Annotated in this window: 10 protein-coding genes; 6 read left to right on the top strand and 4 right to left on the bottom strand. The window is 70.0% G+C overall.

What is annotated here, in order from left to right; genetic code table 11:
* Nucleotides 1-77 precede the first annotated feature (77 nt).
* Together OHA03_RS04490 and OHA03_RS04485 are read left to right on the top strand one after the other, a co-directional pair.
* Nucleotides 78-521 carry a DUF485 domain-containing protein gene (locus OHA03_RS04490; RefSeq protein WP_267007927.1) on the top strand — a complete coding sequence of 148 codons (444 nt, stop codon included), beginning with the start codon at nucleotides 78-80 and terminating at the stop codon, nucleotides 519-521.
* Nucleotides 518-2,110, top strand: a complete 1,593-nt coding sequence (locus tag OHA03_RS04485) for a cation acetate symporter (protein WP_267000961.1) — start codon at nucleotides 518-520, stop codon at nucleotides 2,108-2,110. The genes OHA03_RS04490 and OHA03_RS04485 overlap by 4 nt, the downstream gene beginning before the upstream one ends.
* A gap of 63 nt (nucleotides 2,111-2,173) precedes the next feature.
* Here OHA03_RS04485 and OHA03_RS04480 read toward each other — a convergent pair whose 3' ends face one another.
* Together OHA03_RS04480 and OHA03_RS04475 are read right to left on the bottom strand one after the other, a co-directional pair.
* Nucleotides 2,174-2,851: a response regulator gene (locus OHA03_RS04480; protein WP_267000959.1), complete on the bottom strand. Its 678-nt coding sequence runs from the start codon at nucleotides 2,849-2,851 to the stop codon at nucleotides 2,174-2,176.
* On the bottom strand, nucleotides 2,848-4,518 hold the full coding sequence (locus tag OHA03_RS04475) for a sensor histidine kinase (RefSeq protein WP_267000957.1): 1,671 nt from the start codon (nucleotides 4,516-4,518) through the stop codon (nucleotides 2,848-2,850). Before OHA03_RS04475 ends, OHA03_RS04480 begins: the two co-directional genes overlap by 4 nt.
* Before the next feature lie 96 nt (nucleotides 4,519-4,614).
* Here OHA03_RS04475 and OHA03_RS04470 point away from each other — a divergent pair, with 96 nt between their 5' ends.
* Nucleotides 4,615-5,634 (top strand): LacI family DNA-binding transcriptional regulator, encoded by a 1,020-nt coding sequence (locus OHA03_RS04470; RefSeq protein ID WP_267000955.1) that lies wholly within the window; start codon nucleotides 4,615-4,617, stop codon nucleotides 5,632-5,634.
* Between the two features lie 29 nt (nucleotides 5,635-5,663).
* Here the strand turns inward: OHA03_RS04470 and OHA03_RS04465 are convergent, their stop codons facing one another.
* Nucleotides 5,664-6,983, bottom strand: a complete 1,320-nt coding sequence (locus OHA03_RS04465) for a citrate synthase (protein WP_267000953.1) — start codon at nucleotides 6,981-6,983, stop codon at nucleotides 5,664-5,666.
* A 120-nt stretch (nucleotides 6,984-7,103) separates the two neighbouring features.
* Between OHA03_RS04465 and OHA03_RS04460 the strand changes: the two genes are divergently transcribed.
* Both OHA03_RS04460 and OHA03_RS04455 read left to right on the top strand, forming a co-directional pair.
* Nucleotides 7,104-8,255, top strand: a complete 1,152-nt coding sequence (locus tag OHA03_RS04460; RefSeq protein WP_267000951.1) for a citrate synthase/methylcitrate synthase — start codon at nucleotides 7,104-7,106, stop codon at nucleotides 8,253-8,255.
* 23 nt (nucleotides 8,256-8,278) lie between these two features.
* Nucleotides 8,279-9,412, top strand: coding sequence for a GTP-binding protein (locus OHA03_RS04455; protein ID WP_267000949.1), 1,134 nt, complete (start codon nucleotides 8,279-8,281; stop codon nucleotides 9,410-9,412).
* Nucleotides 9,413-9,456: 44 nt separating this feature from the next.
* Here OHA03_RS04455 and OHA03_RS04450 read toward each other — a convergent pair whose 3' ends face one another.
* A complete protein-coding gene (locus OHA03_RS04450) occupies nucleotides 9,457-11,907 on the bottom strand; it encodes a DNA topoisomerase (ATP-hydrolyzing) subunit A (protein WP_267000947.1) in 2,451 nt (816 codons plus the stop codon).
* A 388-nt stretch (nucleotides 11,908-12,295) separates the two neighbouring features.
* Between OHA03_RS04450 and OHA03_RS04445 the strand changes: the two genes are divergently transcribed.
* Nucleotides 12,296-13,675 carry a pitrilysin family protein gene (locus OHA03_RS04445; RefSeq protein ID WP_267000944.1) on the top strand — a complete coding sequence of 460 codons (1,380 nt, stop codon included), beginning with the start codon at nucleotides 12,296-12,298 and terminating at the stop codon, nucleotides 13,673-13,675.
* Nucleotides 13,676-13,686: the final 11 nt, after the last annotated feature.

Below are 13,686 nucleotides of genomic sequence, written 5' to 3'. Positions count from 1 at the left end.
TGGGTACGCGGCCGAAGTGGTCCGTGGACCAGGGGAGTTGTTCGGTGGAGAAGGAAGCAGGGAGCGAGGCCGCAGCGATGCGACTCGACGACCCGTGGTACGACGCGCTGGCTTCCGGTTGGGGCGAGCTGGACGGCACGGGCGGCTTCGTGCCGGCCGGGCCACCCGGTTCCGTGCCGCCACAACGTGGCCACAGCGCGGCCGACATCTATCTGGAGGTGCAGCGCAGCGAGGCCTTCCAGGAAGTACGTCGCAGGTACCGGCGGTTCGTCGTCCCCGCCACCCTCGCCTTCCTCGTCTGGTACCTCGCCTACGTCGTCACAGCGATCACCGCACCCGGGCTGATGGCCCGTCCGGTGGCCGGCGCGGTCAATGTGGCGATGGTCGCGGGGCTCGGACAGTTCCTCACGACGTTCCTGCTCACCGGGGCGTACGCACGTCATGCGCGGCTGCGCAGGGACCGGGCCGCGCTCGATCTGCGCTGGGACACTCAGGAAATGACGCGGGGGATCGGGCGTTGATCGGGAACCACCAGACCCTGGCGCTGCTGCTGTTCAGCGCGTTCGTTGCAGTGACGCTCGCCATCACCACCTGGGTGAGCCGCAACCGGCACGGATCGGCGGAGGAGTTCTATGCGGGCGGCCGACTGTTCTCCCCCATGGAGAACGGTTTTGCCATCGCCGGCGACTACATGTCCGCCGCGTCCTTCCTCGGCATCTCCGGCCTGATCGCCCTGTTCGGTTACGACGGCATGCTCTACTCGGTCGGATTCCTCGTCGCCTGGCTCGTCGTCCTGCTGCTCGTCGCCGAACTTGTCCGCAACTGCGGCCGGTTCACCCTGGCCGATGTGGTGGCGGCCAGGATGGCGGAACGTCCGGTCCGGATCGCGGCGGGTACCTCCTCCGTCACCGTCTCCGTGCTCTACCTGGTGGCGCAGATGGTGGGTGCGGGCAGCCTGGTCGCTCTGCTTCTCGGCGGCACCGGTGGTGCCGCCCGCTCCTGGACCGTCATCGGGGTCGGAGCGCTCATGGTGATCTATGTGTCCCTCGGCGGGATGCGCGCCACGACCTGGATCCAGATCGTCAAGGCCGTTCTGCTGATGGTGGGCGCGAGCGTGCTGACCGTGCTCGTGCTGGTCCACTTCCACGGCAATGTCAACACGCTGCTCAATTCCGCCGCCGAACGGAGCGGCCACGGGCTGGAGTTCCTCTCGCCCGGCCTCAAGTACGGCGGGAGCTGGACCGCGCGCTTCGACTTCATCAGCCTGGGCCTTGCCCTGGTGCTGGGCACGGCGGGGCTGCCGCACATCCTGTCGCGTTTCTACACGGTGCCCACCGCCCGCGCGGCCCGCCGCTCGGTCGTCTGGTCGATCGGCCTCATCGGAAGCTTCTACCTGATGACGATCGTGCTCGGGTTCGGCGCGGCGGCGTTGGTCGGTTCGGCGGATGTCCGGGCATCGAACCCCTCCGGGAACACGGCCGTTCCGCTGCTGGCGCTGGTGCTCGGCGGCGGCGAAGGCTCCACCGGGGGAACGATTCTGTTCGCCGTGGTCGCCGCCGTGGCCTTCGCGACCATCCTCGCCGTCGTCGCCGGGATCACGCTCGCCTCGTCGGCCTCCGTGGCCCACGACCTCTATGCCTCGCTCAGGCGTCCGGGCTGGAAGCAGCACAGTGAGGTCACCGTGGCCCGGGTCGCAGCTGCCGGGATCGGGGTGGCCGCCATTGCGCTCGGTCTGGTCGCGCAGAATCTGAACGTGGCGTTCCTGGTGGCGCTCGCCTTCGCCGTCGCCGCTTCGGCCAATCTGCCGGTGCTGCTGTACTCGCTGTTCTGGCGGAACTTCACCACGCGAGGGGCGGTCTGGTCGGTCTACGGAGGGCTGATCCCCGCGGTGCTGCTCGTACTGCTCTCCCCGGTCGTCTCCGGCAGCCCCACCTCGCTCTTCCCCGGAGTGGATTTCCAGCTCTTCCCGTTGGAGAACCCCGGCCTGGTCTCCATCCCGCTCGGTTTCCTGGCCGGCTGGATCGGCACGGTCACCTCGGTCGAGCCACCGGATGCCGCCAAGTACGCGGAGACCGAGGTCCGGGCGCTGACCGGAGCCGGTGCCGTGTAGCCGTAGGTGTCTCAGGAACCGGTGCGGTGTGGGCCGGACGTGCTTCCAGAGCCGGGCGGCCCCTCAGGAGCCGGTGGCCCAGGTGTAGCGGTGCTCCGGGCGGCCCGTCTCGCCGTACCGCAGCGTCAGCCGCACCCTGCCCGTTCGCTCCAGCAGCTTCAGATAGCGCTGCGCCGTCTGCCGGCTCATCCCGGCACTCTCCGCGATCTCCTGCGCGGAGAGCGGCCCGTCGGCGCCCCGGAGCGCCTGGCGGACCAGCTCCGCCGTCGTCGGCGAGTGCCCCTTGGGCAGACCGGGTTCGCCCGCGGCCCACAGGGCGCCGAAGAGCCGGTCCACGTCACCCTGTTCGGCCTCGCCGCCGCCCTCCAGGGTGTGGTGGAGCGCCGCGTACGCCTCCAGCTTGGTACGCAGCCCCGCGTACGTGAACGGCTTCACCAGGTACTGGAGCGCACCGTGGCGCATGGCCTCCTGGACGGTCGCGACGTCGCGCGCCGCCGTAACCATGATCACGTCGGTGCGGTGGCCGAGCCTGCGCAGCTCCCGTACCACCGTCAGGCCGTTCCGGTCGGGCATGTAGTGGTCCAGCAGGACGAGGTCCACGTGCTGTGACTCGACCGCTGCGAGGGCCGCGGCGGCGCTGTGCGCCTGCGCAGCCACCCGGAATCCGGGCACTCTGGAGACATAGGCTGCGTTGACCTGCGTAACCCGGATGTCGTCGTCGACGACCAGGACCTCGATCACTGATCTTCTCCTGCGGTGCTCGGCTCCGGAACGGCTGTCGCCGTCAGCCCCGGTTCGGTGAGGGCCTCCGGCAGTACGACGGTGAACTCGGCGCCGCCCCCCGGCGCCGAGCCGACGGTGGCGCTGCCGCCCTGTCGTTCGGCCAGCCGCCGTACCAGTGCGAGACCCAGACCGCGTTTCCCGTGCGCCGGGAGCTCCTTGGTCGACCAGCCCTCAGTAAAGATCGATTCATGCTGCTCGGGAGGGACGCCCTTTCCGCTGTCGCGGACCTGCAGCACCACCGTACGGCCGTCCGTCCGCAGCCCCACCTCGATCACGGCACCGTCCGACCCGGCCGCCGCGTCCAGGGCGTTGTCGACGAGATTGCCGACGGCGGTGACGAGCCCGCGCGAATCCACCAGACGGTCCGGGAGCAGAGTGCCGGGCGCCATCCGCAGGGAGACGCCGCGCTCCGCCGCGACCGTCGCCTTGCCGACCAGCAGGGCCGCCAGCAGCGGGTCGTGAACCTTCTCGGTGACCTGCTCGGCAGTGGCCCGGTGGCCGCCGACGACCTCCGTGACGAACTCCATCGCGTCCTCGTGCATCTCCAGCTCCAGCAGTCCCAGGAGCGTGTGCAGCCGGTTGGCGTGTTCGTGGTCCTGCGCGCGCAGGGCGTCGATGAGACCGCGGGTGGAGTCGAGTTCTCGGCCGAGATGCTCGAGTTCGGTGCGGTCGCGGAGGGTGGCGACCGCGCCCCCGTCGTCGGTCGGCATCCGGTTGGCGAGCAGCACCCGGTTGCCCCGTACGGTCAGCAGATCGTCGCCGACCACCCGGCCGGCCAGCACATCGGCCGTCCGCCCGCGGCCGAGCACCTCGTCGAGCGGGCGGCCCGCGGCACCGGGGCCGAGCCCGAGCAGCCGCTGCGCCTCGTCGTTCAGCAGTCGGATGCGTCCTGTCCGGTCGAGCGCGACCACCCCTTCCCGGATGCTGTGCAGCATTGCCTCGCGTTCGGCCAGCAGCGCGGAGATATCGGAGAAGGCAAGGTCCTGGGTCTGCCGCTGGATACGACGGGAGATCAGATAGGAGGCGAGCGCCCCGACGGCCAGCGCCCCGCCGGCGTAGGCGAGCAGCCCGGGGATCGCCGCCAGGAGGCGGGCGCGGACACTGTCGTACGCGATACCGACCGAGACCGCCCCGACGATGTGGCCGGACTCGTCGCGGAGCGGCACCTTGCCACGGGCCGAGCGGCCGAGCGTGCCGCTGTCGATCTCCATGACCTGGTCGCCCGCGAGCGCTTCACTGGGGTCGGTGGAGACGACCTTGCCGATCCGGTCGGCGTCGGTGTGCGACCAGCGAACCCCGCGCCGGTCCATGACGACGACGTACTCGGCGCCGGTGGACCGCCGGATCCGCTCGGCCGCCGACTGCACGGGCCCACCGGGGGCCGGGGCCGTCGTGAGCAGCGACTCGGTGATCTGCGGCTGGGCCGCCGTGCTCTGCGCGATGGCGAGCGCACGGTGCATCGCCTCGTCGTCGAGCTGTGCGCTGAGGGGTGCCAGAAAGAGGCCGGTGGCGAGTACGGTGACGCCGGTGGCAATGGCGAGTTGTATCAGCAGCACCTGGGAGAAGACCCGCTGCGGCCAGCCGAGCCGTCGCGGCCTCCGGGGGGTGGGCGGTGGGGCGCTCATCGTACGAAGGTAAAGGGCATACCGGCGCTTTCCGAAATTTTTGTTGTTTCCAACTCCACGCAACCCGCTTGCGTTTCTTGCGCTAATCTTGCGTGTATGACGCGACGACTTGCTCAAGTGGCACAGAAGGTGGGAGTCAGCGAGGCCACGGTCAGCCGGGTGCTCAACGGTAAGCCCGGCGTCTCCGATGCCACCCGGAAGGCCGTGCTCTCCGCGCTCGACGTCCTCGGTTACGAGCGTCCGACCCAGCTGCGGGGCGAGCGGGCAAGGCTGGTCGGTCTGGTCCTGCCCGAGCTGCAGAACCCGATCTTCCCGGCCTTCGCCGAAGTCGTCGGCGGTGCGCTGGCACAGCAGGGTCTGACTCCTGTGCTGTGCACCCAGACCAAGGGCGGCGTCTCCGAGGCCGACTATGTGGAGCTGCTTCTGCAGCAGCAGGTGTCCGGAGTGGTCTTCGCGGGCGGGCTCTACCATCAGGCCGACGCCGCACACGATCACTACAGGGTGCTGGCCGACCGCAAGATCCCGGTGGTGCTGATCAACGCGGCCATTGCCCACCTCGGCTTCCCCGGTGTCTCCTGCGACGACTCCGTCGCCGTCGAGCAGGCCTGGCGCCATCTCGTCTCGCTCGGTCACGAGCGCATCGGCCTGGTGCTCGGCCCCGCCGACCATGTGCCCTCGCAGCGCAAGCTGGCCGCCGCCCGGGCGCTGGCGGAGGAGGCCGGCACCACCGTGCCGGACGAGTGGGTGGCACGGGCCATGTTCTCGCTGGAGGGCGGACAGGCCGCCGCCATGCGCCTGCTGGACCGGGGCGTCACCGGCATCATCTGCGCGAGCGACCCGCTCGCTCTCGGGGCGGTGCGTGCGGCCCGCCGCCGCGGTCTCTCCGTGCCCGCCGACGTCTCGGTCGTGGGGTACGACGACTCCGCCTTCATGAACTGCACCGAGCCGCCGCTGACCACGGTCCGTCAGCCGATCGAGGCCATGGGGCGCGCCGCCGTCGAGCTGCTCGCCCTTCAGATCGGGGGCCGTACCGTGCCGTCGGACGAGCTGCTCTTCGAACCGGAACTGGTGGTGCGGGGGTCCACCGCGCAGCCCCCGCGGGACATTTCCGGCTGATTGTCGATATTTTACGCCCCTTGGTCCGCCTATTGCGGATGATCTCCGTCCGTGGCGACCGATCCCGGGGCGGGCAGTGACTGCGGTGGGCGGGGGCCTCCGTACTGGCCGCTGGGCCGCATCCGCAGCGGACGTTCCCCGTACTCCTCCAGCGCATGGGCGATCCAGCCCGCAGTACGGGACACCGCGAACACCGTCTCACCCGCCTCCGCCGACATGCCGGAGGCGACGGAGAGCACGGCCAGCGCCAGGTCGACGTTGGCGTGCAGGGGGGTGTGGCGCGCGGTCGTCGTGACCACGTCGCGCGCCGCGGCCAGCGCGGGCGCCGCCTGCGGGACCTCCGCGAGCCTGGCGAACAGCGTCCGTGCGCGCGGATCCTCGGCGGTGTAGAGCCGGTGTCCGAGTCCTGGCACCTGACGCCCGGTACGGAGATGGTCCGCGACCACCGGGGTCGCACTGCCCCGCTCCAGGACCTCGGTCAGCATCCTGTGGGCCAGGCTGCTGGCGGCGCCGTGCAGGGGGCCCTCCAGGACACCGAGGCCCGCGGAGACCACCGCGTACGGATGGGCGCGGGCGGATGCGGCGACCCGCGCGGCCAGTGTCGAGGCGGCCAGATCGTGGTCGATCAGCAGGCCGAGAGCCGTGTCCAGTGCGGCAAGTGAAGGCGCGTCGGCCGGTCGGGCGGTGAGTTTCGGCCAGAGACGGTGCGCCAGCCCGGGTGGGTGCGAAGCCGCCTCGCTGTCGGCCGTCGCAGGTGCACCGACAGCGGTCGGTAGCGCGTCGACCAGGGTCGGGATCAGGCTCCGTGCGCTGCCGAGCACGGCCTCGCGCGAGAGGTCGAAGCGCAGCGGATCGGCCGCCGCCGCGGCGACCACGGCCACCCGCAGCCGGTCCGTCGACCCGCTGTGCGCGGGCAGCGCACCGACGGTCCGGCGTGCCGCGGCCAGGGCCTCGGCAGGCGCGGTGAAGCGGATGCCGGGCCGGAGGTCGCCGGTCCACAGCCATTCGGCGATCTCCTCGTAGGAGTAGTGCGTGGTCAGCTCGGTCGCGTCGACACCCCGGAAGTAGTACCGGTCGGTCTCGATCAGCGTGATGCCGGTACGGAACACCAGGTCACCGCCGGCGGTGGAGGGTTCTCTCCGTCCCGTACGCCGTACCAGTGCATCGACCTCCGCGGCGTCGAACGTACTGCCGCGGCCACCGGGGGCGCGTCTGCTGCTCAGCTGACCCCGGCTGACATACGCGTACACCGTCTCGGGCTTCACGCCCAGGCGCTCGGCCGTCTCGCGCGTCGTGAGCTGCTCCGCACGCGCGTCGGCGCGGTCGTCGGGTGCTGCTTGATCCCTCATGGTGCTCACCGTATCCATATTGATTCAATCAACATTGACAGGATTGAAGTCAAGCATAGACAGTCGAATCAATATTGATGGTCCTGCACAGTGAAGCTCGCGGAGGAAGAAATGCCGACCATGACCAACGGAACCCCGCTCGCCGTACCCCGAGGCCTCGCGGGCGTCGTCGTCACGGACACCGCTCTCGGAGACGTCCGGGGACGCGAGGGCTTCTACCACTACCGGCAGTACTCGGCGATCGAGCTCGCACAGACCCGCAGCTTCGAGGACGTCTGGTACCTGATGTTCCACGGCGAGCTGCCCGGTCCGGCCGCCGGCGCCGACTTTGCCTCGCGCACCGCTGCCATGCGCCGACTGCCCCCGGAGGTGCGAGGTGCCCTGCCGGCGATAGCCCGTGCGGGCGCGGTCTCCGGCCCGCTCGCGGGGCTGCGCACCGCACTGTCGCTGCTCGGCGCCTCGGCCGGCTTCCGCCCGGTGTACGACATCGACGCCGACCGGCGCCGCAGCGACGCGCTGGCTGCCTGCGCGGCCGTCCCCACCGTGCTGACCGCCCTGTACCGGCTCGGCCAGGGCCTCGAACCGGTCGAGCCGCGCGACGATCTGCCGTACGCCGCCAACTACCTCTACATGCTCACCGGTTCCGAGGCGGACACCGCCCGTGTGAGGGCCGTCGAGCAGTATCTGATCTCCACCGTCGATCACGGCTTCAACGCCTCGACCTTCACCGGCCGGGTCGTCGCCTCCACCGGCGCGGACATCGCCGCCTGCCTGGTGGCGGCCGTCGGCGCGCTCTCCGGCCCGCTGCACGGCGGAGCTCCCAGCCGCGCGCTCGACACCCTGGACGCGATCGGCACCCCCGACCGCATCGACAGCTGGATCCGCGAGCGCGTGCTCGCGGGCGAGCGGATCATGGGCTTCGGCCACCCCGTGTACCGAACCGAGGACCCGCGCTCACGCATGCTGCGCGGGATCGCCCAGGGCTTCGGCTGCCCGCTCGTCGACTTCGCCGTCGAGGTCGAGCGCCAGGTCGAGGCGATCCTCGCCGAGCTCAAGCCCGGGCGTGAGCTGCACACCAACGTGGAGTTCTACGCCGGGGTCGTCATGGAGCTGTGCGGGCTGCCGCGCGAGATGTTCACGCCGACCTTCTGCGCGGCGCGGGTGGTCGGCTGGAGCGCCAATATCCTGGAGCAGGCGGAGGACTCCAAGATCATCCGTCCGGCGGCCCGCTACATCGGTCCGACGCCTCCCCAGCCGGTCCCGGCGCCCTGACGTTTCCCTTAGGAAGGCCCCCGTTGAACCCGTCGTCCCCGCCCCGTAAGCAGCAGATCCCGGTCATCGTCCTGGCCGGGTTCCTGGGATCCGGCAAGACGACTCTGCTCAACCACCTCCTGCGCCACCGTGCGGGGAACAGGATCGGCGTGATCGTCAACGATTTCGGCTCCATCGAGATCGATGCCATGACGGTCTCGGGCCAGGTCGGCTCGACCGTCTCACTGGGCAACGGCTGCCTGTGCTGTGCCGTCGACGCGAGCGAACTCGACACCTTCCTGGAGACGCTCACCCGGCCCGCCGCCCGCCTCGATGTGATCGTCATCGAGGCGAGCGGACTCGCCGAACCCCAGGAGCTCGTAAGGATGCTGCTGGCCAGCGACAACCCGCACATCGTGTACGGGGGACTGATCGAGGTCGTCGACGCCGCCGAATTCGATGCCACCCGGGGGCGCCATCCGGAGATCGAGCGCCATCTCGGCGTCGCCGATCTGGTCGTGCTGAACAAGACCGACCGGATCGAGGACGAGGAACAGAGCCGCATCCGCAAGGCCGTCGCGGCGACCGGCAGCGGGGCGGCCGTCATCTCCGCCACGTACGGGCGCATCGACCCGGAGCTGCTCTTCGACCCGGCGCTGCGGCCGGACGGTGAGGAGAGGATGCGTCAGCTCACCTTCGAGGACCTCCTGCTGGAGGAGGGGGCGGAAGGGGACGCCGAGGCACACGCGGGGCATCTGCACGCCGCGTACGAGAGTGTCTCCTTCACCTCCGACGTGCCCATGAACCCCCGCCGACTGATGGAGTTTCTCGACTCCCGGCCCGAGGGCCTCTACCGGATCAAGGGGTTCGTCGACTTCGGCGCGGGCGACCGCGGCAACACGTATGCGCTGCATGCCGTCGGCAGATTCCTGCGGTTCGGCCCCAGGCCCTGGAAGCGCGACGAACCGCGTCTCACCCAGCTCGTGCTGATCGGCTCCGGCATCGACCCGGAGACCCTGCACAAGGAACTGACCGACTGCTGCGAGAACTCCGCACCTGCTGCGCCGGACACCGCCCCGCACGAGGCAATGTCCCCGGACACGCCGCAGGACGCCGCACATGAGCAGAGCATGTGGGGCGTCCTGCGGTACGTACAACAGCCGGTCGACGACGCGTAGCCCATCGGCCTGGCACCGCCCGGCCGCCGGGGCCGGGCGGCCGGCTACACCGGTCCGGCGATCACCGCGACCGGCTTGGCCAGCGGCGTACCCGAACCGTCGCGCCGCGGATCCGGCTCCGGCAGCTCCGTCGGCGTGCCGTTCGTCTGCGCCGCCCGCGCCGGCAACGCGCCCGCCCAGGCGAACACCAGGACGTCCTCACCCTTGAGGAACCGCTGACAGCGCACCCCACCGGTGGCCCGGCCCTTGCGCGGATACTGGTCGAACGGTGTGAGTTTCGCCGTCAGCACCGAGTCGTCCAGCGTGCCGTGCGAGCCCGCCACCGTGAACACCATCGCGTCCACCGCCGGATCCACCGCGCCGAACGAGAGCACCTCGGCGCCCGTCGCCAGCTTCACCCCCGCCATGCCGCCGGCCTGCCGGCCCTGCGGCCGCACCTGCGCCGCCGGGTAGCGCAGCAGCTGCGCGTCGGACGTGATGAAGACCAGGTCCTCCTCGCCGGTACGCAGTTCGGCGGCGCCGACGATCCGGTCACCCTCCTTGAGAGTGATGACCTCCAACTCGTCCTTGTTGGCCGGGTAGTCCGGCACCACCCGCTTGACGACCCCCTGCAGGGTGCCGATCGCCAGGCCGGGGGAGGACTCGTCGAGCGTGGTGAGGCAGATGACTTCCTCGTCGTTGTCCAGCGTGAGGAACTCCGAAACCATCGCCCCGCCCGAGAGATTGGGCGCCGCGTGCGTGTCCGGGAGCTGCGGCAGGTCGATCACCGCGAGCCGCAGCAACCGCCCGGTGGACGTCACCACACCCACGTCGCCGCGCGCCGTCGCCGGCACGGCCGACACGATCACATCGTGCTTGGCCCGCTTGGCGTCCTCGTCGAACGCGATCGGGTCGCCGGTGGCCGTACGGGCCAGCAGACCGGTCGAGGAGAGCAGCACCCGGCACGGGTCGTCCGCGACCTCCAGCGGCACCGCAGCGACCTGGGCACCGGCCGACTCCAGCAGCACCGTACGCCGGTCGGTGCCGAACTTCTTGGCGACCGCGGCCAGTTCGGTGGAGACCAGCTTGCGCAGCTCGGTGTCCGATTCGAGGATCGCGGTCAGCTCGTCGATCTCGGTGTTGAGCCGGTCCCGCTCGCTCTCCAGCTCGATCCGGTCGAACCGGGTCAGCCGGCGCAGCGGGGTGTCCAGGATGTACTGCGTCTGGATCGCGCTCAGCGAGAAGTGCTCGATGAGCCGCTCCTTCGCCTGCGCCGAATTGTCACTGGACCGGATGAGCCGGATGACCTCGTCGATGTCGATCAGCGCGACGAGCAGGCCCTCGACCAGATGGAGCCGGTCGCGACGCTTGGTCCGGCGGAACTCGCTGCGGCGGCGCACCACGTCGAAGCGGTGGTCGAGATAGACCTCGAGGAGCTCCTTGAGGCCCAGCGTGAGCGGCTGCCCGTCGACCAGCGCCACATTGTTGATGCCGAAGGACTCCTCCATCGGCGTCAGCTTGTAGAGCTGCTCCAGTACGGCCTCGGGCACGAAGCCGTTCTTGACCTCGATGACCAGGCGCAGGCCGTGCTCGCGGTCGGTGAGGTCCTTGACGTCGGCGATGCCCTGGAGCTTCTTCGCCGAGACCAGGTCCTTGATCTTGGCGATCACCTTCTCCGGGCCGACGGTGAACGGCAGTTCGGTGACGACCAGACCCTTGCGGCGCGCCGTGGCATTCTCCACGGAGACGGTCGCACGGATCTTGAACGTGCCGCGGCCGGCCGCGTACGCGTCCTTGATGCCGCCGAGGCCCACGATCCGGCCCCCGGTCGGCAGGTCCGGACCGGGAACGAACCGCATCAGGGTCTCCAGGTCCGCACCCGGATGCTTGATGAGATGGCGGGCGGCGGCGATGACCTCGCCCAGGTTGTGCGGCGGCATATTGGTCGCCATGCCGACCGCGATCCCGGACGAGCCGTTGACCAGGAGGTTCGGATACGCGGCCGGGAGGACAAGCGGCTCCTGCTCCTGACCGTCGTAGTTCGACTGAAATCCGACGGTGTCCTCGTCGATCGACTCCGTCATCAGCGACGTGGCGTCGGCCATCCGGCACTCGGTGTACCGCATGGCGGCCGGCGGGTCGTCGTTTCCGAGCGAGCCGAAGTTGCCGTGTCCGTCGACGAGGGGGAGCCGCATCGAGAACGGCTGGGCCATCCGCACCAGCGCGTCGTAGATCGACGCGTCGCCGTGCGGGTGCAACTTGCCCATGACCTCGCCGACGACGCGGGCACACTTCACATAGCCGCGGTCGGGTCGCAGCCCCATCTCGTTCATCTGGTACACGATGCGGCGGTGCACCGGCTTCATGCCGTCGCGGGCGTCCGGCAGGGCCCGTGAGTAGATCACCGAGTAGGCGTACTCGAGGAAGGAGCCCTGCATTTCGTCGACGACGTCGATGTCGAGGATCTTCTCCTCGAAGTCGTCCGGCGGCGGGGTCTTCGTACTGCGGCGGGCCATCGCTGCTGCGACTCCTTCACAGATCTGTTCGGGCAACCTCTGGTTCTGACGCGGACCATTGTGGACCGCCGCACTGACAACCCCGACCTCGACCCGTCTCTAAGGGCTGTCCCGTAATCCCTGGTGGATCAGTGCGCGGCGTCGGATGCGGTGCATCGGAAGGCGGAGGGGTGTCCTCATACCGGTCGTATTCGGGCGTTCCGGCAACGTGGCGAGGTGCCTCAGCTGTCGTCGTGCGGCCGCCAGGGATTACGGGACAGCCCTCAGGGGCCATCCGGCGCTCTTTCCCGCGAACTTCCACGGCACGGGAACTTCGCCAGGTGTCCGTCCGCTTGCTTACAGTGGCAGGTCTCGCAGGAAATCCAGTATCGCGATCGAAGGGACGTACATGCCCATGGGTCACACGGCCACAGCCCAGGCCGGCTCCGGCGGCTTGACAGCGACCGAGCACCGTCTGGCCAACGGCCTGCGCGTGGTGCTCTCCGAGGACCATCTGACCCCGGTCGCCGCGGTGTGCCTCTGGTACGACGTCGGTTCGCGCCACGAGGTCAAGGGGCGCACGGGTCTGGCGCACCTCTTCGAGCACCTGATGTTCCAGGGCTCCGGACAGGTCAAGGGGAACGGACACTTCGAACTGGTGCAGGGGGCGGGCGGCTCCCTCAACGGGACCACCAGCTTCGAACGGACCAACTACTTCGAGACGATGCCCACGCACCAGCTGGAGCTGGCCCTGTGGCTCGAGGCCGACCGGATGGGCTCACTGCTCGCCGCGCTCGACGACGAGTCCATGGAGAACCAGCGGGACGTCGTCAAGAACGAGCGCCGTCAGCGCTACGACAACGTGCCGTACGGCACGGCGTTCGAGAAGCTGACCGCCCTCGTCTACCCGGAGGGCCACCCGTACCACCACACCCCGATCGGCTCGATGGCCGACCTGGACGCAGCGACGCTCGAGGACGCACGCACCTTCTTCCGTACGTACTACGCGCCCAACAACGCGGTGCTGTCCGTGGTCGGCGACATCGACTCCGAGCAGACGCTCGCCTGGATCGAGAAGTACTTCGGCTCCATCCCGTCCCACGACGGCAAGCAGCCGCCGCGCGACGGCGCGCTCCCCGAGACCATCGGCGAGCAACTGCGTGAAGAGGTCCGTGAGGAGGTCCCGGCGCGGGCGCTGATGGCCGCCTACCGGCTGCCGCACGACGGCACCCGGGAGTGCGACGCCGCCGACCTCGCGCTGACCGTGCTGGGCGGTGGCGAGTCCTCCCGGCTGCACAACCGCCTGGTCCGCCGCGACCGGACGGCCGTGGCGGCCGGATTCGGGCTGCTGCGGCTCGCCGGTGCGCCCTCGCTCGGCTGGCTGGACGTGAAGACGTCCGGCGGGGTCGAGGTGGCGCAGATCGAGACCGCGGTCGACGAGGAGCTGGCCCGGTTCGCGGCCGAGGGCCCGACGCCCGAGGAAATGGAGCGCGCCCAGGCCCAGTTGGAGCGCGAGTGGCTGGACCGGCTCGGTACTGTGGCGGGCCGCGCCGACGAACTGTGCCGGTTCGCCGTGCTGTTCGGTGACCCGCAGCTCGCCCTGACCGCCGTCCAGCGGGTGCTCGACGTCACCGCGGAAGAGGTCCAGGCGGCTGCCAGGGCCCAGCTTCACCCCGACAACCGGGCGGTGCTCGTCTACGAGCCGGTCGAGCCGGCCGAGTCCACCGATGGGGCGGCCGCCGACGAGACGGACGCCGACACCGACGCGCACGAAGGGGCGGACAAGTGACCGACGCTGCC

The sequence above is a fragment of the Streptomyces sp. NBC_00154 genome, assembly GCF_026342835.1.
Classification (GTDB): domain Bacteria; phylum Actinomycetota; class Actinomycetes; order Streptomycetales; family Streptomycetaceae; genus Streptomyces.
The sequence above is the reverse complement of the archived record's forward strand: the minus strand, read 5'-3'. Positions and strand labels throughout refer to the sequence as shown.